Below are 23,429 nucleotides of genomic sequence, written 5' to 3'. Positions count from 1 at the left end.
GTACGGGCGCCCACCCGCGTCGGTACGCCCACACGCGGCGGCTCCGGATCCCATCGAGTGGTACGGCTCCCGCGGTGCGGCTCCTATGGTGCGGCTTCCATCGTCCGGCGGCGCGGGGACGGCCGGTCAGGACCTCACTCGTCCGGCGGGGTGGGAGTGCTCCGCATGCGCCCCGAGGGCGGCGGGGCCGCGGCCGTGCCGCCGTCCGCGGGCTCCTCATCGGGGTCGGCGGTCTCGGCGCCGTGTGCCGGATCGGGATCCGGAACGAGGCCCGGCGCGCCGGGCCTCCCCGCCGGGTCCCGCCCCTCGTCCCCGCTCCCGCTCCCGTCCCCGTCCTCGTTCTCGTCGGAGATCGCGAGCATCGGCTGGGTGTCGGCCCCTCGCTCGTCGGCCTCCTGCTCTTCGGCCACGGTCTCCGGTACGGCAGGGCGGAGCGGATGGACCAGCACGTCCCCCTTCGAGGGCCGGAGCAGATCCCCCCAGCGCACCGGCCTGCCGGGCGCGGGGACCGCGGCCGGCCCGGCGGCCGGTGGGACCGCGGAACCGGAGCCGGTACGGTCCTCGGAACCGGAGGGCTCGGAGCCGGCGGAGGGTCCGGAGCCGGTGGGCGCTTCGGGGGCCGTGGGCGGCGCCGGGGCGGGGTCCGGGTCCGCGTCCCCGTCCGGGGCGGGGTCCGGGTCCGGGGCGTCGATGGGCGGCAGCTCGTCGACCTCGGGGGTCACCGGAGCCGGGGTGGGGCCGACCAGCGGAACCGCGGGTGGAAGGTCGTGGTGCGGCGCCGACTCCAGCGGCGGGGCGGCCTGCGGATCCAGCGGGGTCTCCACCGGAGCGTGGTGGACCGGTTCCCCCGGAGGTGTGTGCGGGGCCCGCTCCACGGGGCGGGCGGGCCGCGGACGATCGCCGTCGGCCGCGCCGTCCTTCGTGTCGGTTGCGCCGGTCGCGTTGCCGGTCGGGGCGGCGTATGGGACGGCGCCCGGTGAAGACGTCCTCGCGACGGCGGAGGGAGCATCCGCGACGGAGTCCGGGGCGGAGTCCGGGGAGGGCGTGCCCGCGACGGGGGAGGAGCCGCGCGAGGCGGAACCGGAATCGGTGTCCGCGGAAGGCCTGCCTGCGATCGCGGAGGACCCGCCCGCGCCGGAGTCCGAGGCGGCGTCCGGGAACGGCACGATGTCACCGCGGTCCCGCCGCCCGGCCACGTTCCCGGCGGCCCCGGCGCCTCCCGCGTCCCCGCCGTGGCCGTCCCGGCTCGCCGTACCCGGGCCGGAGGCGGCGGCCCGCCGGCCGGCGCCGTGCTTGATTAGCAGGAACCAGAGCCACAGTGCCAGCAGCACCATCACCCACGGCGAGACGGCCACCCCGACGGCCGCCTGCCGTACGTCCAGCGAGGCCCGCACGGCCGTGGTCACCTCGGCGGCGGCCGCGGCGACGAGCAGCAGCGCCAGAACCAGGCCCGCCTGCAGGCGGGCCGGCCAGCGGCCTTTCCGCAGCAGCAGCACGGTGGTCATCGCGATGACGAGCAGCGCGTCGAAGGCCGCGGGATAGAGGTAGGCCAGCCCGGGATCCGCCTCGCCGGTCACGGCGAGGGCGCGCAGATCCTTGAAGGAGAGCACGCACGCGGCGGCGGTGAGGGCGGCCACGCAGAGGCCGGCGAGGGCGATTCCGACGCGTCGTAACGCGGCCGCCGCCCTGCTCGGCCGGGCGGGTGCGGGCAGGGGCGCAGACGGGCGGGAGACAGGGTCCGCCGCCGCGGGGGGTTTCACGTCCATGGCCCTTCGAGCCTACAGAATCGGGCACGGAATGATCGGTCCGGCAAACCGTGTGATCGACCGGCGCGGACGTCCGGTACGGCGGGCCCGCCGTACCCCGGTCGGCCCGGCGGCGACCATGCCGACCGGCAGGCAGGGTGGCACGGCCGGCAGGGAGACCAGGAGGCAGGCCGGCCGGCCGGGAGACAGGCAGGCCGGGCGGCCGGGACCGGCAGGGAAGCAGGGGAGACTGGGCGCGGTCGTGTCATCGGCGGGGCGCTCATCACGAAGCACGCGTAAATGGGCATTGATGCCATTGGCCGTCAATGGTCGCAAAAGACTCGCCTGAGCGACGTCAACGTCGCGTAACCCGGCCTGTGAGGTGAGGTGAGGCGTTAGCCTTTCCTTCGTGAGCACCCTGCACCTATACGACACCAGCGTACGTACGGTCCGCGAATTCGTTCCGGTCGAACCCGGCCGGGCGTCGATCTACCTGTGTGGCGCCACCGTGCAGGCTCCTCCCCACATCGGGCACATCCGCTCCGGAGTCAACTTCGACGTGCTCCGCCGCTGGATGACCCGGTCGGGCTATGACGTCACCTTCTGCCGGAACGTCACCGACATCGACGACAAGATCATCCGAGTCGCGGCGGCCGAGGGCGTGCCGTGGTTCGTCGTCGCCGAGCGCAACCAGCGCGCCTTCACCTGGGCCTACCAGATCCTCGGCTGCCTGCCGCCGACCGTCGAGCCGCGGGCCACCGGCCACGTGCCCGAGATGGTCGAGCTCATGGAGCGGCTGATCGAGCGCGGCCACGCCTACGCCTCCGGCGGCGACGTCTATTTCGACGTGGTCTCCTACGCCGACCGGTACGGCTCGCTGTCCAACCAGAAACTCGAGAACCTCCGCGCTGCGGCGGACACCGACACCGACACCGCCAAGCGCGACCCCCGCGACTTCGCGCTGTGGAAGGGCGAGAAGCCCGGCGAGCCGAGCTGGCCGGCCCCGTGGGGCCGCGGCCGCCCCGGCTGGCACCTGGAGTGCTCGGCCATGGCCACCAAGTACCTCGGGCCGACCTTCGACATCCACGGCGGCGGCGTCGACCTGGTCTTCCCGCACCACGAGAACGAGCTGACGCAGTCGCAGGCGGCCGGGGACGGCTTCGCCCGCTACTGGATGCACAACGGCATGCTCAAGATCGGCGCGGAGAAGATGAGCAAGTCGCTCGGCAACTCCCTGCTGGTGCCCGAGGTGACCAAGAAGATCCGCCCGGTCGAGCTGCGCTACTACCTCGCCGCCCCGCACTACCGCTCCGCGATCGAGTACTCCGAGGAGGCGCTGTTCGAGGCCGCCGCGGCCTACCAGCGCATCGAGGGCTTCGTCACCCGTGCCGCCGAGGTCATCCACGACGTCGACGCGCACGCGCCGCTGCCCGAGTCGTTCGTGGACGCCCTCAACGACGACCTGAACACCTCCCAGGCGCTCGCGGTCGTCCACGAGGTGGTCCGCGAGGGCAACGTGGCGCTGGCCCAGGGCAACAAGGAGCAGGTCGCCAGGCTTCTCGCCGAGACGCAGAACATGCTCGACGTCTTCGGTCTCGACCCGCGCTCCGAGCAGTGGCGCTCCTCCGGAGGCGACACCGGGCTGCGCGCCGTCGTCGACGCGCTGGTCGGTGTGGCCCTGGAACAGCGCCAGGCGGCCCGTGCCCGCAAGGACTTCTCGGCGGCCGACGGCATTCGCGACCAGCTCTCCCAGGCCGGTATCACCGTGGAGGACACCCCCCAGGGCCCCCGCTGGGAACTGTCCCGGTAAAAGCAGGCCGTACCCTATACAGCATGGCTGGTGGGGGTAGAGGGTCCGGGCGGCCCGCGAAGAAGAAGAGTCCGACCAAGGGCACGGGCGGCAACGTCCGCCGTGGCCTCGAGGGCAAGGGGGCGACCCCGCCGGCGCACATGCGGCACTGGTTCAAGGACAAGGCGCGCACGGAGCGGATCGAGCGCGAGGATCGGACCGGCAGGTCCTCCTCCTCGCGCACCCCGGCCCGTGCCAAGCGCGGCGACGACGCCCCCGAGTACATCGGCGGGCGCAACCCCGTCGTGGAGGCGCTGCGGGCCGGGGTGCCCGCCAGCACCCTCTACGTCGCCACGCGCATCGACAACGACGACCGGGTCAAGGAGTCGATGCGGATCGCCGCCGGCCGCGGCATCGCGATGCTCGAGGTCGGCAGGGAGAAGCTCGACCGCCTCACCGAGGGCGGGATCCACCAGGGCCTGGCCCTGCAGATCCCGCCCTACGACTACGCACACCCCGACGACCTGGTCGCCATCGCCCAGGACGCCGCCGAGGTGCCGCTGATCGTGGCGCTCGACGGCGTCACCGACCCGCGCAACCTCGGCGCCATCGCCCGCTCGGCCACCGCGTTCGGCGCCCACGGCCTTCTCGTCCCCTCCCGCCGCTCGGCCGGGGTGACGGGCGGAGCCTGGAAGACCTCCGCGGGCACGCTGGCCACCCTGAAGGTCGCCCGGGCGGCCAACCTGACCGCCGCGCTGCGCGAGTACCGCGAGGCCGGGCTCTTCGTCGTCGGCCTGGACGGCGAGGGCACCGTCGAGCTCGCCGACGCCAACCTCCTCGACGGCCCGCTGGTCGTGGTCGTCGGCTCGGAGGGCAAGGGCCTGTCCCGCCTGGTCCGCGAGGCGTGCGACCTGGTGGTCCGCATCCCGATGAACGCCGCGGCCGAGTCCCTCAACGCGGGCGTCGCCGCGGGCATCGCCCTCTACGAGGTCTCCCGCCACCGCAAGCGCTGACGCACCGGCCCTCCGCCTCCGCGCCTTCGTGCCTCCGGGTACGGAGGCGGGCCTCCGGATCCGGCGTGCGACCGTGTCCAGGCGCCGGACGCGCGGCCATGCCGTACGGCCGACCGGACGCGGCGCGGCCGGCCGGGCGCGGGGTGGTGCCGCACGGCCGACCGGCCGGGTACGGCGCGGCCGGTCGGCGGCTCCCTGAAGGAGTCTTCCCTGGTCAGGTAGGGATTCGGCGTCCCGGGTAGGTAGGGGGCGGGAAACCCGTCCGACGGCGACCGCCCGCGGAAGCCGTACGGCCCGCCGGGCGGGAGATCTCCCAGAGAGGTGGGAGCGCCGCCTCCGGCGGACCCGCGGGGTCCGGGAGAGGAGACGCTCTCTCGCGGCGCCCGCCCGGCCGGCGGCGGGCCGAGCCCCGGAGGACAGAAGTTGATCTTCTTGATCGCTCTCGTCTCGGCGTGCCTGCTCGGCCTCGGGTTCGTCGCCCAGCAGCACGCCGCGTACCGTGAGCCGCTGGGGGAGATCCTCCACCCGCGTCTGCTGATGCACCTCATCCGCTCCCGCCTCTGGCTGACCGGGATCGGCCTGATGTTCGCCGGCCAGGTCGTCACCGCGGTGGCGCTGTACCAGGCCGACCTGACCAAGGTGGGACCACTCCTGGCGACGAGCCTCCTGTTCGCCCTGGCCGCCGCCCACGTGGTCTACCAGGAGCACCTGAGCCGGATGGAATGGCTGGGCGCGGCGCTGGTCAGCGGAGGGGTGGCGCTCTTCCTGGTCTTCGGGCAGCCACAGGGAGGCAGCTCACCCGGCCCGGACTCCGCGCGCTGGCTCGCACTGCTCCTCGTGGTCGCGATCGCCGCCGTCCTCGTCGCCGTCGGGCTCCGCCGCCCCCTGCAGGTGGAGGCGTCCCTGCTGGCGGGCGCCGCCGGAATGCTGTACGGCGTGCAGGACGTGCTGACCCGCGGTTCTCTGCTCAGGCTGCGGGAGGGCGCGGACGTGTTCGCCGCGAGCTGGCAGCCGTACGTCCTGGTCGGCGTCGCCCTGGTCGGCCTGCTGCTCGGCCAGAGCGCCTTCGACGCCGCGCCGCTCCGGATCTCGCTGCCCGCCGCCACCGCCACCGAGCCGATCGTCGGGATCGTGCTGGGCATCGTGATCTTCTCCGAGCAGGTGCGGGTCACGTCCGGGGCGCTGGCGGGAGAGGTCATCGGTCTGATCGCGATGGTGGCCGGGATCTTCATCCTCGGCCGCTCACCGTTCCTGGCCAAGTCGGAGCAGGCCGCGCCCCCGCGCTCGGAGCCGCATCCGGGAACCCGGTGATGCGCTCATCTCCCTCGTCGCTTCGTTGTTCCTCCGGAGCGGTGATCTCCAGGTTCCCAGGTCCCCGGGCCGGTGACGTCCGGGTGGTCGGCCCGGCGACGTCCGCGCCTTCAGGTCGACGGCGTCCGGGCCGTCAGGTTGGTGACGTCCAGGCCGGGAGCCGACTAAACTCAGGAGGCGACCATGCCGACGTAGCTCAATCGGCAGAGCATCTGTCTTGTAAACAGAAGGTCAGGGGTTCGATTCCCCTCGTCGGCTCGCAAAGAGAAAGGCCCCTGAACAGGCGATATGCCGTCAGGGGCCTTCCTGTATCCGGTGCTCAGCCGGTGTTCTCGGCGTCTTTGGGAGCCACCGGTCTTTGTCCGCCCAGCAGAGCCCCGGAGATCGCCGTCGCCGCGCGCTTCTCGCCTTCCACGAGATGGCCGTAGACGTCCTTGGTGATCGAGATGCTCGCGTGCCCGAGGATCTCGGCGGCGACGTGCAGGGGAGTGCCCTGGGCGAGCATGAGCGAGGCGCCCGGATGCCACAGCTTGTGCGGGTGCCAATGCCCCAGGCCGGCCTTGCGCGTCGGCCTGGCGAACAGGTGCGTGAAGGTGCCCGGGGCCGAGGGGTTGCCGAACGCGGTCCGGAAGATCGGACCGTGCTCGGTCCAGGACTCGTCCGCTTGGAACCGCTAGGCGTTGTGTGCCGTCTGGATGCCGCTCTCAAAGAAGCCGGCCAGCGTCTTTGACAGCGATCAAGAAGATTTCTGAGACTCATTCAGCGGGAATGCCAGTAGACATGTAGCCGCTACGGCGAGACCGGCTGATAGTACGAGTACCGCAGTGCCGGCTGTGGATCCTGGCTCTGTCAGGTCATGGGCGGCGAGAGAAAAGGCGGCGGCCCGAGCCGCAGTCGTACCGCGCGCCCGCCGTACCCGGCTGACCTGCCGGCCACCGGCCCACCGCCGCTACGCGTCATCGCCTTCTCCCGCCTCACGTCGTCGAGCCGCTCGCTCCTCCGCCTCCCGCTTCTGCGCTGCTCTCTCCGCCGCCACACGCTCCCGCGACTCCGCGTCCGCCGCATCGCGCTGACGTGAAAGCTGTCCTCGGCGATCATGCGTGAGCGCCAGCCTTATCGCCACGTAGATCACCAAGAACAGCACCACCATTGAGAACAACCACGAAAGCACTCCCCACAGCCATACGAACAGCTCTCTCAACTCGTTCACCCGGCCCTGGTTTCAGCATCCGATCATTTCGATCAAGCCTGCCCGATCCATCCCATGCCGTCTATTGCCTTCGGTGAGGGTCTCTGGCCTCGGCCTGCTCCCCGGAGGGCAGGGCGACGGCGATGGAAAGATCCGGCAGGCGAGATCTGCGGACGGCGTTTCCGCGCTCTTTCGCTGTGACCTGCCATCATGGGATGATCTTCGCTGTGCACGAGCCGGAGAAGGTCCCTCCGAGCGAGAAAAAGAGCGACTTGGAGACCGTGAGAGCCTATGGGAATGCGGCCTTCGCTCTCGGGGCGGCACTGGCTCTCCTGCCCCTCATCGCCAATGACGGCGAACTGCCGGACCAGGCTCTCATGGGAACGCTGATCTTCGCTGTCGTCGGCGTCGGCCTACGGATCGAGGCGGCGATTCGGGAGCATGGACGCTAGCTTGACGGCAACCACGGGACACTCCGAATGAGCTCGTGGGCGCATGCTCCTCGAAGCGCAGTCCTCCGGAACCCCGCCGACACTCCGATTCTGGGAGCCGGCTTGGGAGCCACCCATTCTTGGTCTTTCTAACGCTCTGCTGACAGCGGGAGGAACGGCGGCCTTGAAGAGGCATCCCGGCATGTGGACCTACGATCCGGAAGCCGAAGGCACCTACGTCTATCTGCACGGCCCGATCTCTCCGGGCGCCGCGGTGAGGACGGTCACGGTGGACGACGCGATGGTGAACTTCGACCTCGACGAGGACGGCAAGGTGATCGGCATCGAGATCCTCGCCGCCTGGCCGGGAGAGCACGACGCTGAAAATGGGAAGGGGCTCTCCGACGGGGAAGAGCCCTTGAGGGAAAACGAGGCCTCAGGTTGAGCCCTCGACCGCCTGAGCGAAGACGCCGGTGACTGCCGGGCGGCCCGAAGCCGCCCAGCGAGGACAAGGGGGCCGAGGACTCATTCGATGTCCGCCTCCGGCCAGGGAAGGTGCGTTCGCCTCTGCCGGCGGAGCAGTGGGCGGCCATCGAGGAGTTCTCCCGCTTCACCGATGATGACGACGGGTACATGCTGTCGCTCACCAAGGATCTCGTCGGTCTGGCACGTCGCGCGAGGGATGACGATCAGCTGCTCTACTGCTGAATGTCCTTGTGACGAGCCTGTCGGCCGTACCCGATGGGTGGGGAACAACAGGGAACTTCGTCGCTCCTGGAATTCGGGCTGTCTCCCCGAAGTGATTCCGACTCCCGGCTCCTTCCGCGAGGGGATGCGCCGGCCGGCGGGCCCGTTCCTTACGGCTACAGGCAGTTGACCGACGCGGCTCGGGAGTTGTTGTACGAGCAGGAGTCGATGAGCTTTCCGGACGGGTTGCGCACGTAGCCCGTGTCCGAGGTCTGGTTCCAGATGTAGGCGAACGTCCCCCCGGACCGGCCCCAGTAGCGGACGGTCGAGGTGTTCCTGCCCTTGCCGGTCCGGACCGTGACCGTCTTCCCGGCGCCGAGGGTGAACGCGTCGAACGTGTAGACGTGGTCCGGCGCGGACGTCTTGTCGCGAAGGGTCCACCCCTTGAGGTTGATCGTCTTCCGGGTGGTGTTCTTGAGTTGCGCCCATTCGCCGTTCAGGCTGGTGTTCGCCCCGTTGTCCGGTGACCCGGGGGAGTTGTAGTAGATCTTCACGAACTGGACCACGGGGAGCGTGGCGGCCTGTGCCGGTGCGACGGACACGAACGGCAAGGTCAGAGCGGCGGCGAACAGGGCGAGAGGGAGGGGGCGCACCGTGAGTCCTTCGGCATGTGAGGTATGAGGCAAATGTGAGACGGTTGCCCCGCGGTGCAGGTTGGCATGTGAATTCGGTTTTCTCCGCATCTCGCAGGATCGACCGGATTTCGTCCGGCGCAGCGGGAGTCGGCGGGCCGCCGGTCGGCGTACGCGGGGGCGCGGTTCTCTTTCATCGGCATCGGTTCAAGCCCGCAGGTCTCTTTCATCGGCATCGATGCAGGCCCGCAGGAGGAAGTCGATGACGGGAGCCGTGCCGTCAGGGACCCGTCGTTTCGAAAGGCCTGAGCCGGGCTGTTCGTCTCTCCCGCCATTTGGAATGCGCAAGAGCCTATGGCACCGAGCTTGAAAGGTCAGCGTCACCAGAAGAGAGTGGTCGTTCACCGGTCGATGCGGGATCGTCCGGCCCGCCGTGCCGTCATGGGGTACGGATGACATGTGCGCCCTTTTCTCTGCTCGGTCGTTCTGGTCCTTCTGATGTCGGGGTGCGGCACCACCGGTGACGCCGCTGAGGAGAATGCCCGGGCACAGGCGGAAAGCCTGGCCGAGGCGCTCGGGAACGTCATGTCCTGGAAGACGGAGGACTTCGGGTTCTTCGTCTCCCGGCGAGAGGGTGTGGACCTTCTGGCCATCGGCGGTGACAAGCGGAACAGGGCCGATCCGCTGAGGCTGGTGGTGCGGGTCGTGGGCACGGCCACGGGTGCGGCGGGCGGAGCCCGTCCTGGGGCGTCCACCCCGCCGCCGGATGCCGTCAGGTGCTTCGAGATCGACGTCTACCGATCCGACGTCGCCGTCGACGACGTCGACTGCCCCCGGCGAACGCCCCTGCGTTTCCCCGGCCCGCCCAGGTTTCCCGCCCGGATCATCGAACGGTTGCGGGACACCCTGCCCCGCCGGGCGGATCCGGCGAAGGTCCGGCAGGCCGTGTCACGACTGGACCTGGACCGGAGGATCACGCAGGAGATCACCGTCAGGGACGGGACGATCGGTGTCGCCCTCAGGGAAGGGGCCGACGGCACCTGCCTGTACGCGCGGGTCGGGGCCGGTCGGGTAGAGGTCTGGCATCCGTACCGCATCGTTCCGGGCGGCGACGACGTCGAGTCCTGCAGGGCGGTCGGCGCGGCCCTCGGGTATTTCGAGCGGGCGAACCACTGAGATCCGCCACGGAGGCCCCGCCGCGGGCGGGCGTCCCCGCAGGACCACCGGAGCGGTCTCGCCCGGCGCCCGGCGCGATCATCCACACCCCGCCGGAGCGGCTGTCGGACCCGGCCGCCTGCTGTTCCGCGAACCGGCCGGTTCCGAGGTCACAGCGGGGTGACCGGCGAGGCGTGAGGTGCGTAGACCAGGGCGTCGTACGCCTTGGCGGGGACCGTTTTCACGGTGTAGGCCGCGAGCACGCCGCTGTAGGCCGACTGGAAGGCGTCGCCGACGCTGCCCATCGGGATCTCCGTGTTGAGCAGCTTCCGGTTGGCGGGCTGCGCCGAGGCCCGCCTGATGTCCACGTAGCCCAGCGGTTCGCGGCCGAACAGCTTGGCCAGGGGGGAGGGGTTGGTCACGCTGAATCGTCTGCGTTCCCCGGAGGCCTCGTCCTTGCTGATGAAGGTGCTCTCGCCGAAGTCCGTGCCGATCGTGAAGTAGTCGCCGCCGTACGCGGCGGCCAGCCGCCGGCCCATCGACTCGTAGGAGAACGCCGCACCGCTCTTGTCGATGTGGCCGTTGTGACCGGCCAGCACGAGCTGCTTCCGCCCCTGGCCGGCCTCGACGTCGGTGATCCACGTGACGTTCTCGGCCATCCAGGCGTCACGTTCGGCGGCGTACCGGTCGCCGGAGGTCTGCAGCCGCGCGCCGCGCAGGATGGTCTCGGCGTGGTGCTCGGCGAGGACGAACGCCTCCGGAGAGGAGGCCTTCACGTACCTCTCCCGGCCGGTTCTCATCTGGGCGACGATCCGCTCGGCGGCCGTGGCGGCGGCGGCCGTCTTCTTCTCGTCCTGCGTGGCCCGGCCGGCGTCGGTGAGGCCGGCCAGTGACGTCTCCGCCTGCCGGCCCAGCGCCGGATCCACCTGGGCGAGGTAGCTCAGCAGCCGCTTCTTGTTGAGGTCGTAGCGCTGCATGTCGAAGCCGTACAGGCGCACCTTGTCCGCGTCGGAGACGGTGGCGTTGTGGTCGTGGATCCAGGTGAGGAGGTCCGCGGTCTCCCTGGTCCGGTAGATGTCGAAGCCGAGCGCGGTGGCGGCCTCCTCCGCGCTGCCCCGGTTCTCCCTGACGTAGTCGTCGGCGGCGGCGGTGCCGCCGAAGTCGGCCTCCAGGGCGATGGCGCGGAAACCGTGCTCGCGCACCAGGGTACGGATGATCGACAGGCGGACCTGGGCGAACTCCCTGTTGCCATGGGTGGCCTCACCGATCCCGACCAGGCGTCTGGCCGCGGCGGCGTCGAGCGGTGCTTCGCCGACGGCGACCACGGCGTCGGACGTCACGTGGGAGGTGTCCACCTTCGTGGCCGCGCAGCCGGTCGCGGCCAGCGCGGCCAGTGCGGCCAGTGCGGCCAGTGCGGCGGTGAGCGGCGTGCGGGTGCGGGCGTCTCCCATCTCAGCCGATCTCCTTGCGGATCACGCGCGCCGTACCGGCCGCCAGCGGGACGACGATCCAGAAGGACACCGAGGCGGCCAGCCGGGCGACGTCGCCGCCGGTCATGTGCCCCTCCACCAGGGGGCCGGCCGTGGTGTTCAGGTCGAGCCAGCCGGCCAGGGTCTCGCCGACGGAGCCGATCCTGGCGACCGCGCTCCACAGCGCGGGAGCGGACAGGCAGATCACGATCGCGGCGGGGGCGTTCAGCAGCAGCATGCCCAGGGCGAGGCCCATCGCGACCACGAGGACGTTCACGGCGGTCCAGCCCAGCAGCGCCACGGGCGCGACGTCCCAGTCGGCCGGGACGTGCCGGACGGCGGAGACGGCGGCCGTCACCGGCACCGCGACCAGGATCGCGAACACGGAGGCCGCCACGGCGGCGATCAGCGGCGGCAGGCACTTGGCCGCCAGCACCCGCCCGCGCCGGGGTTCGAGGGTGAAGGTGGTCAGGGCGGTGCGGTGGCTCCACTCGCCGGTCACCGTGAGGATGCCGAGCACCGGCAGCAGGGTGCCGAGGCTGAGCCCGGCGGTGCCGATCAGGACCTCCAGCCGCGGGCCGGCGTAGAGGCCACGTCCGGCGATGGCGCCCACGGTCAGCACGATCATGACCGCGGTCATGATCTTTCCGCTGCGGGTGTCGAAGAGCTTGCGGGTCTCGACGGCCAGCAGCCGCCGGAACGGGGTCGGTGTCCGGGTCCGGTCGATGCCGGCGGTGTCCGGGCCGACGGTCGTGGTGTCGCTCATGATGCTCCTGGACGCGAGGGTGTCGGGGGTGGTCATGCCGGGTGCCGGCCGGTGCCCGCGGTCAGTTCGAGGAAGGCCTCCTCAAGGCTCCGGCCCCGGCCGAGCTCCTCGACGGGGCCCTGGACGAGGACGCGGCCGTGGCCGATCATCACGATGCGGTCGGCGATCCGCTCCACCTCGTGCAGCAGGTGCGAGCTGAGCAGCACCGCGCACCCCGACTCGGCCAGTCCGCGCAGCAGCCCGCGCATCCAGTGGAGTCCCTGGGGATCGAGGCCGTTGGCGGGCTCGTCCAGGACGAGCGCCCGAGGACGGCCGAGGAGGGCGTGGCCGATGCCGAGCCGCTGCCGCATCCCGAGCGAGTAGCCCCGGACGGTCCGGCCGCCTTCGCGGGCGCTCAGCCCGACCATGTCGAGGACCTCGTCGACCCGCGATCTCGGCAGGCCGAGGGTCATCGCGCCCAGGGTCAGGATCTCCCGGCCGGTGCGGCCGGGGTGCTGGGCGCCGGCGTCGAGCAGCGCGCCGACCTGGTAGGCCGGGCTGTCCAGTTCGGCGTACGGCCGGCCCAGCACGGTGGCCGAGCCGGAGGTGGCGCGGGAGAGGCCGAGGAGGACGCGCAGGGCCGTCGACTTCCCGGCGCCGTTGGGGCCGAGGAACCCGGTGACGCTCCCCGCCTCGACGGTGAAGGACACGTCGTCGAGTGCCCTCACCTCTCCGTAGACCTTGCTGACGTGGCTGAACTCGATCATTGGTCCAGTTCACCGCAGGCGGGGCCGCCGGTCATCGGTCCTGGGGCGAGGGCCGCCGTACCCGGGTCCAGGCTCGTCGCCCGGGATCTCGACCCGGGTCGATCCGGCCCTGGACCCGGGTCGGCAGGGGGCGTCAGGACAGGGCGGCGCGCAGTGCCGGAAGGACCTCGTGGGCGAGGCGTTCGGTCTGCGTGTGCGGTTCGGGACCGGCCGGCATGAAGTTGAACGAGGTGAACCCCAGCTTCGCGAAGCCGGTCAGCCGTTCGACCACCGCCTGCGCGGGGCCGCCGAGGACGGCCGCGTCGTCCTCGGGACCGTCGATCCACACCGGGACGTTGTAGACGCAGGCGATCTCCGCCGGATCCCGGCCGGCCTCGGCGGCGGCGGCCAGGACACGCTCGCGCATGGCCGTCGCCTGCTCGGGCGGGGCGAAGCCGAGCGACGGGATCCAGCCGTCGGCCAGTCGTCCCGTGGCCGCGAGCGCCCGGGGACCGTAGGTGCCGAGCCAGATGGGGATGGGGGTGTCCGGCTTCGGCTCCAGTTCGGCGGCCTGGGTGTGGTAGCGGTCGCCCCGGTAGGTGAACCGCTGCTGCGACCACAGGCCGCGCAGGATGTGGACGGCGTCGGTCATCCCGTCGACCTTCTCGCGGGGTGAGGGCACGTCCAGGCCGAAGGCGCGGAACTCGTCGTCGGAGTGGCCGCCGCCGAGCCCGAGGATCAGGCGGCCGCCGGACAGCCGGTGCAGCGTCTCGGCCATCTTGGCGACCATCGCGGGCGGACGGTAGGGCACGCCCAGCACGCGGGTCGCGATGTGGATCCGGGAGGTGGCTGCGGCGACCCAGGTCAGCATCGTCCAGGTCTCATGGGTCGGCGAGTCGCCGCACGGGTGATCGGACGTGGAGACGAAGTCGAAGCCCAGTTCCTCAGCCGCCACGGCGTCGCGAACCGGGTCCGTTCCCGGGCCGGCCGCGGGGGAGAGACCCACCCCGAACAGTGATCCACCCATGATGTGACCGCCTTTCACCGGGGGAAGCGCCCGGTGTCCCGTACTGCCGGGACCGAAGGCGTCACACCGGATCATTTTTGTTTACATGTAACCGAAAAGCTAGGCCGCTGATCGGTTACATGTCAACCAACGCTCCAGGCCGGGACGTGCGGACGCGCCGCCGCGCTGGCTGAGCGACCGGGAGCAACGAGCGTGGACGGGCTACCGCGGGATGCGCCCGCTGCTGGACGCGCAGATCGTCCGCGACCTCCGGCGCGACTCCGGCTTGTCGGCTCCGGACTACGACGTGCTCTCCGACCTGACCGAGAGCGAGGGGAACCGCCGGCGGCTCAGCGGAGTCTCCCGTGCGATGCGCGACAGCTTCTCCGGGTTGCGTACGGCGTAGAGCCCGGTGACGAGGCCGTCGTCGACGCGGACCGCCATGACGGTGTCGATCCGTCCGTCGAGCCGGACGAGCAACGCCGGGCCACCGTTGACCTGCACCGGTTCGAGCGATATCGCGGCGCCGGCCTTGCCCAGCCCGACGGCCAGCAGACGGGCCACCTTGCCGGCCCCCACGACGGGCCGCGGCACGGCCTGCACGACTCCGCCGCCGTCGCCCAGGAGGACGGCGTCCGGCGCGAGGATGTCGAGCAGGCTCTGCAGGTCACCGGTCTCGACGGCCCGCCGGAACGCCGCCAGGACGTCGCGGGTCTGGGCCGGGGAGGCGGTGCCGCGCGGCCGGCGGGCGGCGACGTGCGTCCGGGCCCGGTGGGCGACCTGCCGTACGGCGGCCGGGCTCTTTCCGACGGCCTCGGCGATCTCGTCGTAGCCGAGGCCGAACACCTCGCGCAGCACGAACACCGCCCGCTCGGTCGGCTGAAGCGTTTCCAGCACCAGCAGCATCGCCATCGAGACGCTCTCGGCCAGCTCGACGTCCTCGGCCACGTCGGGCGTGGTCAGCAGCGGCTCGGGCAGCCAGGGGCCGACATAGGACTCCCTGCGCCGGCCGAGCGCGCGCAGCCGCATGAGCGCCTGACGGGTGGCGACCTTGACCAGGTACGCACGCTGATCCAGCACGGTGTCCAGGTCGACGCCCGACCATCGCAGCCAGGTCTCCTGCAGGACGTCCTCGGCGTCGGCGGCCGAGCCGAGCATCTCGTAGGCGACCGTGAACAGCAGGTTGCGATGCGCGAGGAACACCTCCGTGGCGGGGTCCACGCGGTCGCCACGGGCGGACGGTCCGGCCGTGTCCGCCGCGTGTTCGCCGTACTCGCTCATGACCGGCTCCTGCCTGTTCGCCCTCGGATCACGCCGTACACGAGATGCCGGTCCCCGCCGTTCTGTGACACCCGGGATCGATGGCGTATGTCACATGACCACGCTGTCACAGGGTTCGGGTCGCCGGCATCTTCTGACCGGAGAACGGAAACCGTCGACGACCTCGTATGGAGATCCTCATGAACCTCGCGCTGTGGATCGTCACCGGCGTGCTGGCCGCCGTCCTGCTGGTCAGCACGTCGAAGATGTTCGTGCCCAGGGAGAAGATCGCCTCCGTGGGCCACGCCGGGGAATGGGTCCTGGACTTCAGCCCCGGCGCTCTCCGCGGCATCGGAGCCCTCGAGATCCTGGCCGCGGCGGGTCTGATCCTGCCCGCCGTACTCGGCGTCGCGCCGGTCATGGTGCCCGTGACCGCCGTCTGCGTGGCGTTGCTGTTCGCCGGCGCGGCGACCATGCGTCTCCGCCGTGGGGAGAGGGCGACGATCGTGCCCGACCTGGTCTATCTCGCCATGGCCGTGTTCGTGGCGTGGGGCCGCTTCGGTCCGGAGTCCTTCACCGGCTGACCCGCCCCCGGCCCCGGCCGCCGCTGTACACCGTAGCCACGGAACGGCGCCGCGTGGGGAATCACCGTCCTTGACCCGCCGACGCCTTCCGAAGGCCGGCGGTCATGAGGACGAGGGGCCGTACCGGCGAGGGTGTCGACGGTAGTACTCGGTCATACGGGCCTGTGCCACCCTCACCGTCTGATCACCGAACAGGTGGTGGTACGGCCTGCCCTCGTCGAGCACGAAGCTCTCGAGCATGAGGTCGTCGCGACCGGCCGCCTCAAGGTGCCCGAACCCCTGGGTGCGGCTCTCGACCGTCTGCGCCACGGCATCGATCAGCCGTCCTTCCTCGTGGGCTCGTTTCATCTGCTGCATGAAGCGAACCGCCGCGTACTTCTGCCGGGTTCCGTCGCTGCGGGGGATCGTCACTTCCTGCCGGGCGGTCTCATAGATGTAACGGCAGTCCTCGTACAGGGCTTCGGCAGCCGCCGCCCTGTCAGCCGCCGATACGGATTCATCCATGTCCTTCTCCGCCTCGAATCGCAGGAACTGGAAGACCAGGCCCTCTCCGCCCGAGCCTGTGATCTTGCGGGTCTGCACCTTGCAGGCCAGCTGCTTCGCCTTCATGTGGAGGTTGACCCGCATGTTCTCTGTCGCCACGTCGTAGTCCTCGCCCCGCCGGATCTCCCACGGGCTCCCATCCGCCCATTCCTGCCAGGGGTATTTACGTGCCGAGTCCCCGATTTGGTCCCCGAAAGACGTCACTCTCCGTGCCATGTCCTCACCTTGGGCCACCAGGGACCATCATGTCCATCCCCGATCGGCCACGGTGATCTGCCCCTGCGTGTGAAGGCGGTGGCCTGTCGCGGCCATCCGGAAAAGCCGTTGCCGGTGCTCACGTGCCACGTAGGCTCTGGCCGTTTCACATGACGGTCTTCGCGGAATGATCCTGGGACTCGAAGCGCGGCGGCCGGGTCAGGGGAGGGCGGCGACGATGCGCTCGCGGAGCAGGGGCTTCTTCGCGGGGTCGGTGTGGAGCACCGTGGTGAGCCCGGCCTCGGCGGCGCCGGCCAGTACGGCGAGCAGGACGGCGAACTGCTCCGGCGGCTCGGCGCCCAGCAGTTCCTCCGCGTGCTCCACGATCAGCCGGACCTCTCCCACGTCCCGCAGGCAGTCGGTGAGGGCGTCCCAGTTGCGGCCGAAGTGGTCCGGCAGGCGCAGGGCCCGCGCCGCCTCCTCGAAGAAGGCCGCGCGGGTCCGGCAGGCCCGCCCGTCGACCACCGCCGGGGCCGGGGCGGTGGTCACCGTCAGCCACGGCGGCAGCGGACGTGCGGTGGAGGTCATGAGAGGTCCCAAGGGGTTCTGAGAGGTCCGCGGATCCTCGCCACGGCGAGGATCCGTGAAACGGAGCCTAGAGGCGGTAGAAGTCGGTGTAGTGGTTCGGCGAGAACCAGGTCACGCCGGTGCTGCGGTTGACGACGATCCGGTACGCGTCGCGCGCGGCGCCGTACGCCCGGGAGTACACGTCGTACTCGTAGTACGTGGCGCCGCTGGGCAGCTGGCCCTCCCGGTTGTAGAAGCGCCCGCCGGTGTAGTTGTACCTGCCGTCGGACCAGGAGTACCAGCCGGCGGTGGTGGGATATCCCTTTCCTGCCCAGATCGAGTCGGCCGAGCGCGCGTCGGCGCAGCGGGTCATCGTGCAGGAGGCGTAGACCGACGCGTGGGCGGGGACGGCGGTGGTCACTCCGGTCAGGGACACGACGGCGGCGATCACGACCATGAGTCGCTTCGCCCAGGACGGCCGGAAGCGGTGCGTGGGGGGCACGGGGTCCTCCTTGCTGGGGGGAGAGGGCACCGTCAGCATCTCTTACGGGGTGAGTCAGAACAAAGGGTCAGAGCGCTACGAACCCATGAATTTCACACGACACCTGCCGAGGTGTTCACCCGGGGCCTTCGAATGGGCCTGCGAAATGGCGAGGCGGAGAACGTCACACCTTTTTCAGGACGATCGAATCGGGGACCAGCTTCTCCAGATCTTCCATATCCGAGGTGAAAAGGGTCACCTGTCCCTTCTGCTGTCGCGCGATGACCGCCAGCACCGCGTCGATGGCGTACTTGTGGCCGTGCAGTTCGGCGTCCGCCAGAAGCCGGCGGGCCTGACGAGCCTCGTCCTTCCCGATGTCGGCGACGTTGATCCGGGAAAGGACCCAGTCCCAGCGTTGCTCGGTGATCCTGCCGTCGTACGCCTCGATCACGGTCATCGGAGACGTCACCACCTCCGCCTGTCCCCGGGCCGCGAGATCGAGCCAGGCGATCATTTTTCTGTCACCCCGAACGGCCAGAGACAAGGCTTGGCGGTCGAATACGAAGATCCGTAACGGCTGCTCACGCTCGCCGCTTCGTTTCCTCACGCAGCCTCTCCCGCGTTCCGCTTCCCTCCGGCGCGGCGGCGCTCGTGCTCGGCATCAAGGTCTTCCAGTTCGTGCAGCGCCGTTGCGCGTTCGTCCTCGGTGACCGGCCCGTACTCCTCCTCCAGCCAGTTCACCACCTCCAGAAGCCGATCCCGGTCACGCTTGAAGCGCAACGCCTCGGCGACGTACGCCGACAATCCCCGCTCGGCCGCATCCGTGCGGATCTCATCAAGGAGTTCTTCGGGAATCGTCACCGTTATCTTCTTGGTCGCCATATCAGTGACCATATTCCCGGTATCGATGTCCTTACCAGCGCTTCGGCGTGCTTTCGCCGTGCCTTCCTCTCACCGATGACGGCATGCGGGCGAGCCGAACCGCGGGCGTTCGGCCGAGTCGTCGCGGGAGGTCCGGGCCTCACCGGAGGAACGGCAGGATCCGTTCGGCCACCGCCGGGGCCGGCTTCCGTTCCGACGGGCCCATGTGGTTGAGGCCGTCCAGGGTTTCGAGCACGGCGGTGGGAAGGGTGTCGCGGAGCATGACGAACTCCTCCCGGTGCCTCTGCGGGGTGCGGCCGCCCACCAGCAGCAGAACCGGGGCGGTGACGTCCGCGAATTCGGCGAGCCGGCCGTACTGGGCGGCGATCTGCTCGTGCTCGCGCGCGCAGGACTCCAGAAGAGGACGCATCCGCTGCCAGGCCGGTCCGCGGAACGCCGCGCGGAACACCATCCGCAGGTACCAGTGCGGCAGCTTGGTCATGAAGGCCGGCGCGCCGCCCGACCCCTGGACGAAGTGGATGAACGCCCCGTAGGGGTCTCCGGCGGCCAGCCGCTCCCGGAAGGGGGCCATCCAGGCGGTGGGGACGGGGGCGCACGCCACCCCGGGCTCGTAGACCGCGATGCGGTCGAACAGGGAGCGCGACCGCGCGGTCTCGAGGACGACGAGGCCGCCGTAGCTGTGCCCGAACGCCAGTCGCGCCCCGGTGTCCGCCTGGACGGCGATGAGGTCCTCCACCTCCTTCTCCAGGGAGTAGCCGGGCCCCTGGGGGCCGCTGGCGCCGCGGCCTCGCCGGTCGACGACGTGCACCGTGAAGGACCGGGCCAGCGGGGCGGCCAGCGGCAGGTAGTCCTCCGCGGTCTTCAGTGTTCCGCCGAGCACGATGAGGTCGGGCCCGGAGCCCATGGTCCGGTAGCCGATCGCCGTGCCGTCGGCCGAGACGGCCGTGCGCAGGCTGGAGAGCGGGGTCTGAAGGTTCTCACTCATTTTCCGGTCTCCCTCTCCAATCCCTCGAACGTCGCCAGCAGTCGCGCGGTGTGCTCGGCGTACTCGTCGTACGGCACGCCGCTGCGCGCGACGATCCCGGCCAGCTTGCCCTCCAAGTCCTGCTGGATGGAGGTGACCAGCCGCTTCCCCTCGTCGGTGAGGCTGAGCCGCCGGCGGTTCCCTCCGGCGGGGTCGGGCTGGACGTCGAGGAGCCCGTCGGCGGCGAGGACCGAGGTCATGCGGCTCACCGACGGCTCGGTCACGCCGAGGTACTCGGCGAGGGTCCGCTGCGTCGAGGCTCCCAGTTCCCCCACGAGGGTGAGCGCCACGAAGCGGCTGTAGGAGACGTTGTACTCCGCCCGCAGGATCCGGTCGGCCGCCCGGTCCAGCCGGGCGGTGAGTACGTGGAGGTTCAGGCTCAGGCTGCGTTCCATGCCTTTAAGTTAGCAAGCTAACTTAGTCGAAGCAAGTTACTTTCCGGCGGTCCGCGCGGCGGTATGGTCCGTGGCATGTCACAGCCCCGCGAAACCGCGCCGCCCCGATCCCCCGTCACCGCCGACGACGTCGACGAGGCCGTACGGCTCGCCGTGGAGGTCGTCCGCCGCGTGCCCGCGACCGCGTGGGACGACATGGCGGGCTCGCTGGAGTGGACCCGCTGGGAGACCGTCGAGCACCTGAGCGACGACCTCTTCGCCTACGCCGTACAGCTCGGCCTCCGCACACCGCCCGGCGACCGCGAGGTGCCCTTCCGCCTGGAGCGGCTCAGGCCCGGTGGCCCGCGGAACGCGATCCACGCCGACCGCGCGGCGGGGCCCGAAGGGCTGCCGCAGGTGCTGGAGACGAGCGGTGCGCTGCTGTCGGCCATGGTGCGCACGACGCCGCCCGCGGTCCGCGCCCATCACATCTTCGGGGCCTCCGACCCCGAGGGCTTCGCCGCGATGGGGATGGTGGAGACCCTGGTGCACATCCACGACGTGGCCGGGGGGCTCGGGCTCGGCTGGTCGCCGCCCGCCGGCCTGTGCGAGCGGGTGCTCGCCCGCCTGTTCCCCGACGCCCCGCGGGACGCCGGCCCCTGGGCCACCCTGCTGTGGGCCACCGGGCGCGGGGAACTCCCCGGCCGCCCCCGCCTGACCTCCTGGCGCTGGTACGGCGAGCCGCGGCCGTAGCCGCGGGCGGGTGCTCAGGCGGGAGCGGTGCTGTGCCGTACGACGATGCCGGTGGGCAGCTCCGCCCGGACCGGCGGATCTCCCGACAGCAGGGCGGCCAGCGCGGCGGCTCCCAGCTCGGGCCAGGGCTGGCGGACGGTGGTCAGCGCGGGGGTGACGTGGACCGCCGCCACCGAGTCGTCGAAACCGATCACGCTCACGTCGCCGGGTACGCGCAGACCGAGTTCGGCGAGGGCCTGGAAGACCCCGACGGCCATCGCGTCGGAGCAGGCGAAGACGGCGGTCGGCGGGACCGGCAGGGCGCCGAACATCGCGACGGTGGCCTGCCGGGCGGGCTCGCTCTGGAAGGAACCGCACGTCTCCCAGCCCGGATCGACCGGTAGTCCGGCCGTGGCCATGGCCTCGCGGTAGCCGTCCAGCCGTTCGACGGCGCACGGCACGCCCGGCCGGCCGGTGACGATCGCGATCCGTTCGTGTCCCAGTCCGATGAGGTGCGCGGTGGCGGCCCGGCCCGCGGCCCGGTTGGCCGAGGCGACGACGGGGACGCCGGGCGGGGCGTCGCGCCGCGGATCGATGATCACCGCCGGGATCCCGTGGTCGGCCAGCCACGCCCGCTGCGCGGCGGTCGGCGAGGTGCGTACGAGGAGGACCCCCGCGCTGTCGCGGGCGCCGATCCGGTCCAGCCAGGCGGGTGGCGGCCGGCCGTTCCTGGTGCGGTCCGCCACGGCCGAGACCACCAGGTCCACGCCGAGCCCCCAGGCGGCGTCCTCCACGCCACCGAGGACGGCCATGGCGTACGGCGAGCCCATACCCGGCACGACGACGTCGACCATGGTCCCCCGGCGGGGACGGGGCCGTGGCCGGTGGCCCCGCCGTTCCAGCACCTCGTTGATGAGACGGCGGGTGCGCGAGGAGACGTCGGACCGGCCGTTGAGCGCCTTGGATACGGTGGCGACGGACACGCCGGCCTCTCGGGCGATCACCGTCAGCTTCGGCAACGGGGCGGACCCGTCCTCGGGGGGCATGCCCACCACTTTCCCGCCCCGCACGAGGCGAGGGCCAGCCCGACGAATCGGAAAATTTCGGGATTCCGGCATTCGCGCAGGTGGCGCGGGTGCGGCGGGCGGCGAGCCGTTGACCCCGGAGTCCCGTTGCCGCAGGGTTTCCAGCAGACCGGCCGCGTGGCGCGCGGCCGGCGCCCGTGGAGCCCACGAAGGAGTGTCCGGCCATGCCCACCGCCCCGACGGACAGAAGGACCAGCCCCCGGACCGGAAGGACCGGCCCCCGGACCGCCGACCTCGGAGACGGCACCTACCGCAACCCCGTGCTCGACGCCGACTGGTCGGACCCCGACGCGATCCGCGTCGGTGAGGACTTCTACCTGACGGCCTCCAGCTTCTCCAAGGTGCCCGGCCTGCCCGTCCTGCACTCGCGTGACCTGGTCAGCTGGACCCTCATCGGGCACGCCCTGCCCACGCTCGCCGGGCTGACCAGGCCGGAGCCGGGCCGCCGGGTCTGGGCGCCCTCGCTGCGCCACCACGACGGCCGGTTCTGGATCTTCTACGGTGACCCCGACCGCGGCGTCCACGTGCTCACCGCCGCCGATCCGCGCGGCCCGTGGAGCGAACCCCGCCTGCTCAAGGCCGGGCTCGGCCTCATCGACCCGTGTCCGTTCTGGGACGACGACGGCGGCGCCTACCTCGTGCACGGCTGGGCCCGCAGCCGCGCCGGGGTGAACAACCGGCTGACCCTGCACCGGATGACGCCGGACGCCACGCGGCTGCTGGACGAGGGCCGGATCGTCGTCGACGGCGACCGGCTGCCCGGCTACCGGACGCTGGAGGGGCCCAAGCTCTACCGGCGCGACGGTCACTACTGGATCTTCGCGCCCGCCGGGGGAGTGGCAGACGGCTGGCAGTCGGTCTTCCGCGCCCGCGACATCAACGGGCCGTACGAGGACCGGATCGTGCTGCGGCAGGGGGACACCGACGTCAACGGCCCGCACCAGGGCGCGTGGGTGGACGCCCCCGACGGCTCGCACTGGTTCCTGCACTTCCAGGACCGCGGGCCCTTCGGCCGGATCGTCCACCTGCAGCCGCTGCGCTGGGACGCCGACGGCTGGCCGGTCGTCGGCGACGGCGGGCGTCCCGTGCCGGGCGGGCGCAAGCCCGTCGCCGGATGCGAGCCCGCCGCCCCGCCGGTCAGCGACGACTTCGCAGGCCCGGAACCCGGCCCGCAGTGGCACCGGCCGGTCAACCCGCGCCCGGGACAGTGTTCGTCCGGCGATGGGATGTTAACGATCATCTGTCTTCCCGGTCCCGGTGACCTGCGCGAACACGGTGGGGTCCTGGCGCAGCGGCTGCCCGCCGGGCCGTTCGCCGCCGTCACGCGGCTGACGCTCGACGCCGGGCCGGGCGCCCGTGCCGGGCTGGTGGTCCTCGGCCGGGCCTACGCCTGGCTCGGGGTGGAGCTCACCGCCGCCGGCCCGGTGCTGGCCTGCCGTACGGCGGGCGAGGGGGAGGCGGAGCGGGACCTGGCGCCGCCGGTGCCGCTGGAACGGCCGGAGGCCGAGCTCCGCGTCGAGGTGGACGCCCGCGGCAGATGCGTCTTCCGCGCCGGCGGGGGCGCCGGCGGGGACATCGGCGCGGGTGGGGTCTTCGACGCGGTGGCGGGCGTGTGGGTGGGCGCGGTCCTCGGGCTCTTCGCGGCGGGAGAGGCGGGAGGGGCGGGAGAGGCGGGCCGCGCCTCCTTCCGGCGGTTCGACGTCTCGTTCGAGATCGCGGCCGGCACCTCCTGAGAGCCGGCACTTCGTGGGAGGGGCGCGTCCGAGTCGCCGGATGGTGGACAG

General features: G+C 71.4%; 27 protein-coding genes and 1 tRNA gene. 11 read left to right on the top strand and 17 right to left on the bottom strand.

Translation table 11 applies throughout. The features are described 5' to 3' along the window. Positions 1 to 134 precede the first annotated feature (134 nt). Positions 135 to 1,766 carry a DUF2637 domain-containing protein gene (locus ACZ6W9_RS31320; RefSeq protein WP_470120952.1) on the bottom strand — a complete coding sequence of 544 codons (1,632 nt, stop codon included), beginning with the start codon at positions 1,764 to 1,766 and terminating at the stop codon, positions 135 to 137. A gap of 388 nt (positions 1,767 to 2,154) precedes the next feature. Between ACZ6W9_RS31320 and cysS the strand changes: the two genes are divergently transcribed. From cysS to ACZ6W9_RS31300, 4 genes are all read left to right on the top strand, one after another. Beyond that, positions 2,155 to 3,555 (top strand): cysteine--tRNA ligase, encoded by a 1,401-nt coding sequence (gene cysS, locus ACZ6W9_RS31315; RefSeq protein WP_362937109.1) that lies wholly within the window; start codon positions 2,155 to 2,157, stop codon positions 3,553 to 3,555. Positions 3,556 to 3,578: 23 nt separating this feature from the next. Further along, the gene (gene rlmB / locus ACZ6W9_RS31310) at positions 3,579 to 4,547 is read left to right on the top strand and encodes a 23S rRNA (guanosine(2251)-2'-O)-methyltransferase RlmB (RefSeq protein WP_389962031.1); all 969 of its coding nucleotides are present in this window, start codon (positions 3,579 to 3,581) and stop codon (positions 4,545 to 4,547) included. A gap of 423 nt (positions 4,548 to 4,970) precedes the next feature. Beyond that, entirely contained in the window at positions 4,971 to 5,858 is an 888-nt protein-coding gene (locus tag ACZ6W9_RS31305) for a DMT family transporter (protein ID WP_389962029.1), read from the top strand. Between the two features lie 185 nt (positions 5,859 to 6,043). Continuing rightward, a tRNA-Thr gene (locus tag ACZ6W9_RS31300) sits at positions 6,044 to 6,116 on the top strand. Positions 6,117 to 6,177: 61 nt separating this feature from the next. On the opposite strand, the gene ACZ6W9_RS31295 is transcribed toward ACZ6W9_RS31300, so the two are convergent. Both ACZ6W9_RS31295 and ACZ6W9_RS31290 read right to left on the bottom strand, forming a co-directional pair. Next, a complete protein-coding gene (locus ACZ6W9_RS31295) occupies positions 6,178 to 6,492 on the bottom strand; it encodes a tyrosine-type recombinase/integrase (RefSeq protein ID WP_389962749.1) in 315 nt (104 codons plus the stop codon). Between the two features lie 315 nt (positions 6,493 to 6,807). Next, positions 6,808 to 7,068, bottom strand: coding sequence for a hypothetical protein (locus tag ACZ6W9_RS31290; protein ID WP_389962027.1), 261 nt, complete (start codon positions 7,066 to 7,068; stop codon positions 6,808 to 6,810). 194 nt (positions 7,069 to 7,262) lie between these two features. On the opposite strand from ACZ6W9_RS31290, the gene ACZ6W9_RS31285 reads away from it, so the two are divergent. From ACZ6W9_RS31285 to ACZ6W9_RS31275, 3 genes are all read left to right on the top strand, one after another. Continuing rightward, positions 7,263 to 7,499, top strand: coding sequence for a hypothetical protein (locus ACZ6W9_RS31285; protein WP_470120949.1), 237 nt, complete (start codon positions 7,263 to 7,265; stop codon positions 7,497 to 7,499). A 43-nt stretch (positions 7,500 to 7,542) separates the two neighbouring features. Continuing rightward, a complete protein-coding gene (locus ACZ6W9_RS31280; protein ID WP_389962023.1) occupies positions 7,543 to 7,923 on the top strand; it encodes a DUF2283 domain-containing protein in 381 nt (126 codons plus the stop codon). Positions 7,924 to 8,033: 110 nt separating this feature from the next. Continuing rightward, positions 8,034 to 8,186: a hypothetical protein gene (locus tag ACZ6W9_RS31275; protein WP_389962021.1), complete on the top strand. Its 153-nt coding sequence runs from the start codon at positions 8,034 to 8,036 to the stop codon at positions 8,184 to 8,186. Between the two features lie 155 nt (positions 8,187 to 8,341). On the opposite strand, the gene ACZ6W9_RS31270 is transcribed toward ACZ6W9_RS31275, so the two are convergent. Then, a complete protein-coding gene (locus ACZ6W9_RS31270; RefSeq protein WP_389962019.1) occupies positions 8,342 to 8,818 on the bottom strand; it encodes a lamin tail domain-containing protein in 477 nt (158 codons plus the stop codon). Positions 8,819 to 9,256: 438 nt separating this feature from the next. On the opposite strand from ACZ6W9_RS31270, the gene ACZ6W9_RS31265 reads away from it, so the two are divergent. Further along, the gene (locus ACZ6W9_RS31265) at positions 9,257 to 9,973 is read left to right on the top strand and encodes a hypothetical protein (RefSeq protein ID WP_470120946.1); all 717 of its coding nucleotides are present in this window, start codon (positions 9,257 to 9,259) and stop codon (positions 9,971 to 9,973) included. Between the two features lie 149 nt (positions 9,974 to 10,122). On the opposite strand, the gene ACZ6W9_RS31260 is transcribed toward ACZ6W9_RS31265, so the two are convergent. The 5 genes from ACZ6W9_RS31260 to ACZ6W9_RS31240 all read right to left on the bottom strand — a co-directional run bounded on the left by ACZ6W9_RS31260 (position 10,123) and on the right by ACZ6W9_RS31240 (position 15,199). Continuing rightward, complete coding sequence (locus ACZ6W9_RS31260) at positions 10,123 to 11,403, bottom strand: erythromycin esterase family protein (RefSeq protein ID WP_389962015.1); 1,281 nt, start codon at positions 11,401 to 11,403, stop codon at positions 10,123 to 10,125. 1 nt (position 11,404) lies between these two features. Beyond that, positions 11,405 to 12,187 (bottom strand): ABC transporter permease, encoded by a 783-nt coding sequence (locus tag ACZ6W9_RS31255; protein WP_389962013.1) that lies wholly within the window; start codon positions 12,185 to 12,187, stop codon positions 11,405 to 11,407. A 32-nt stretch (positions 12,188 to 12,219) separates the two neighbouring features. After that, a complete protein-coding gene (locus ACZ6W9_RS31250; RefSeq protein WP_389962011.1) occupies positions 12,220 to 12,933 on the bottom strand; it encodes an ABC transporter ATP-binding protein in 714 nt (237 codons plus the stop codon). Positions 12,934 to 13,066: 133 nt separating this feature from the next. Continuing rightward, positions 13,067 to 13,939 (bottom strand): LLM class flavin-dependent oxidoreductase, encoded by an 873-nt coding sequence (locus tag ACZ6W9_RS31245; RefSeq protein ID WP_389962009.1) that lies wholly within the window; start codon positions 13,937 to 13,939, stop codon positions 13,067 to 13,069. 279 nt (positions 13,940 to 14,218) lie between these two features. Next, positions 14,219 to 15,199, bottom strand: coding sequence for an RNA polymerase sigma-70 factor (locus tag ACZ6W9_RS31240; protein ID WP_389962007.1), 981 nt, complete (start codon positions 15,197 to 15,199; stop codon positions 14,219 to 14,221). Between the two features lie 179 nt (positions 15,200 to 15,378). Between ACZ6W9_RS31240 and ACZ6W9_RS31235 the strand changes: the two genes are divergently transcribed. Beyond that, positions 15,379 to 15,762, top strand: a complete 384-nt coding sequence (locus ACZ6W9_RS31235; RefSeq protein WP_470120943.1) for a DoxX family protein — start codon at positions 15,379 to 15,381, stop codon at positions 15,760 to 15,762. Between the two features lie 102 nt (positions 15,763 to 15,864). Here the strand turns inward: ACZ6W9_RS31235 and ACZ6W9_RS31230 are convergent, their stop codons facing one another. From ACZ6W9_RS31230 to ACZ6W9_RS31200, 7 genes are all read right to left on the bottom strand, one after another. Next, entirely contained in the window at positions 15,865 to 16,404 is a 540-nt protein-coding gene (locus tag ACZ6W9_RS31230) for a hypothetical protein (RefSeq protein WP_389962003.1), read from the bottom strand. Positions 16,405 to 16,719: 315 nt separating this feature from the next. After that, positions 16,720 to 17,088, bottom strand: coding sequence for a barstar family protein (locus tag ACZ6W9_RS31225; RefSeq protein ID WP_389962001.1), 369 nt, complete (start codon positions 17,086 to 17,088; stop codon positions 16,720 to 16,722). Positions 17,089 to 17,155: 67 nt separating this feature from the next. After that, positions 17,156 to 17,569 (bottom strand): ribonuclease domain-containing protein, encoded by a 414-nt coding sequence (locus ACZ6W9_RS31220; RefSeq protein WP_389961999.1) that lies wholly within the window; start codon positions 17,567 to 17,569, stop codon positions 17,156 to 17,158. A gap of 163 nt (positions 17,570 to 17,732) precedes the next feature. After that, positions 17,733 to 18,155 carry a PIN domain-containing protein gene (locus ACZ6W9_RS31215; RefSeq protein WP_470120940.1) on the bottom strand — a complete coding sequence of 141 codons (423 nt, stop codon included), beginning with the start codon at positions 18,153 to 18,155 and terminating at the stop codon, positions 17,733 to 17,735. After that, the gene (locus ACZ6W9_RS31210) at positions 18,152 to 18,430 is read right to left on the bottom strand and encodes a CopG family transcriptional regulator (protein WP_362936977.1); all 279 of its coding nucleotides are present in this window, start codon (positions 18,428 to 18,430) and stop codon (positions 18,152 to 18,154) included. Before ACZ6W9_RS31210 ends, ACZ6W9_RS31215 begins: the two co-directional genes overlap by 4 nt. Positions 18,431 to 18,569: 139 nt before the next feature. Next, entirely contained in the window at positions 18,570 to 19,415 is an 846-nt protein-coding gene (locus tag ACZ6W9_RS31205) for an alpha/beta fold hydrolase (RefSeq protein WP_470120938.1), read from the bottom strand. Next, positions 19,412 to 19,849, bottom strand: coding sequence for a MarR family winged helix-turn-helix transcriptional regulator (locus tag ACZ6W9_RS31200; RefSeq protein ID WP_470120936.1), 438 nt, complete (start codon positions 19,847 to 19,849; stop codon positions 19,412 to 19,414). The genes ACZ6W9_RS31205 and ACZ6W9_RS31200 overlap by 4 nt, the downstream gene beginning before the upstream one ends. Positions 19,850 to 19,924: 75 nt before the next feature. On the opposite strand from ACZ6W9_RS31200, the gene ACZ6W9_RS31195 reads away from it, so the two are divergent. Then, a complete protein-coding gene (locus ACZ6W9_RS31195; RefSeq protein WP_470120934.1) occupies positions 19,925 to 20,581 on the top strand; it encodes a hypothetical protein in 657 nt (218 codons plus the stop codon). A gap of 14 nt (positions 20,582 to 20,595) precedes the next feature. Here the strand turns inward: ACZ6W9_RS31195 and ACZ6W9_RS31190 are convergent, their stop codons facing one another. Beyond that, the gene (locus tag ACZ6W9_RS31190) at positions 20,596 to 21,606 is read right to left on the bottom strand and encodes a LacI family DNA-binding transcriptional regulator (RefSeq protein ID WP_470120932.1); all 1,011 of its coding nucleotides are present in this window, start codon (positions 21,604 to 21,606) and stop codon (positions 20,596 to 20,598) included. A gap of 203 nt (positions 21,607 to 21,809) precedes the next feature. Between ACZ6W9_RS31190 and ACZ6W9_RS31185 the strand changes: the two genes are divergently transcribed. Beyond that, positions 21,810 to 23,378 (top strand): glycoside hydrolase family 43 protein, encoded by a 1,569-nt coding sequence (locus ACZ6W9_RS31185; RefSeq protein WP_470120930.1) that lies wholly within the window; start codon positions 21,810 to 21,812, stop codon positions 23,376 to 23,378. Positions 23,379 to 23,429 lie beyond the last annotated feature (51 nt).

The organism is Streptosporangium sp. NPDC053982 (assembly GCF_055585205.1).
The sequence above is the reverse complement of the archived record's forward strand: the minus strand, read 5'-3'. Positions and strand labels throughout refer to the sequence as shown.

What these genes read in the sequence shown, in the direction of transcription:
- ACZ6W9_RS31320 (WP_470120952.1), bottom strand. Translation starts at nt 1,766, where the DNA reads ATGGACGTGAAACCCCCCGCGGCGGCGGACCCTGTCTCCCGCCCGTCT.
- rlmB (WP_389962031.1), top strand. Translation starts at nt 3,579, where the DNA reads ATGGCTGGTGGGGGTAGAGGGTCCGGGCGGCCCGCGAAGAAGAAGAGT.
- ACZ6W9_RS31285 (WP_470120949.1), top strand. Translation starts at nt 7,263, where the DNA reads ATGATCTTCGCTGTGCACGAGCCGGAGAAGGTCCCTCCGAGCGAGAAA.
- ACZ6W9_RS31280 (WP_389962023.1), top strand. Translation starts at nt 7,543, where the DNA reads ATGCTCCTCGAAGCGCAGTCCTCCGGAACCCCGCCGACACTCCGATTC.
- ACZ6W9_RS31260 (WP_389962015.1), bottom strand. Translation starts at nt 11,403, where the DNA reads ATGGGAGACGCCCGCACCCGCACGCCGCTCACCGCCGCACTGGCCGCA.
- ACZ6W9_RS31255 (WP_389962013.1), bottom strand. Translation starts at nt 12,187, where the DNA reads ATGAGCGACACCACGACCGTCGGCCCGGACACCGCCGGCATCGACCGG.
- ACZ6W9_RS31250 (WP_389962011.1), bottom strand. Translation starts at nt 12,933, where the DNA reads ATGATCGAGTTCAGCCACGTCAGCAAGGTCTACGGAGAGGTGAGGGCA.
- ACZ6W9_RS31245 (WP_389962009.1), bottom strand. Translation starts at nt 13,939, where the DNA reads ATGGGTGGATCACTGTTCGGGGTGGGTCTCTCCCCCGCGGCCGGCCCG.
- ACZ6W9_RS31240 (WP_389962007.1), bottom strand. Translation starts at nt 15,199, where the DNA reads ATGAGCGAGTACGGCGAACACGCGGCGGACACGGCCGGACCGTCCGCC.
- ACZ6W9_RS31235 (WP_470120943.1), top strand. Translation starts at nt 15,379, where the DNA reads ATGAACCTCGCGCTGTGGATCGTCACCGGCGTGCTGGCCGCCGTCCTG.
- ACZ6W9_RS31225 (WP_389962001.1), bottom strand. Translation starts at nt 17,088, where the DNA reads ATGACCTCCACCGCACGTCCGCTGCCGCCGTGGCTGACGGTGACCACC.
- ACZ6W9_RS31210 (WP_362936977.1), bottom strand. Translation starts at nt 18,430, where the DNA reads ATGGCGACCAAGAAGATAACGGTGACGATTCCCGAAGAACTCCTTGAT.
- ACZ6W9_RS31205 (WP_470120938.1), bottom strand. Translation starts at nt 19,415, where the DNA reads ATGAGTGAGAACCTTCAGACCCCGCTCTCCAGCCTGCGCACGGCCGTC.
- ACZ6W9_RS31200 (WP_470120936.1), bottom strand. Translation starts at nt 19,849, where the DNA reads ATGGAACGCAGCCTGAGCCTGAACCTCCACGTACTCACCGCCCGGCTG.
- ACZ6W9_RS31195 (WP_470120934.1), top strand. Translation starts at nt 19,925, where the DNA reads ATGTCACAGCCCCGCGAAACCGCGCCGCCCCGATCCCCCGTCACCGCC.
- ACZ6W9_RS31190 (WP_470120932.1), bottom strand. Translation starts at nt 21,606, where the DNA reads ATGCCCCCCGAGGACGGGTCCGCCCCGTTGCCGAAGCTGACGGTGATC.
- ACZ6W9_RS31185 (WP_470120930.1), top strand. Translation starts at nt 21,810, where the DNA reads ATGCCCACCGCCCCGACGGACAGAAGGACCAGCCCCCGGACCGGAAGG.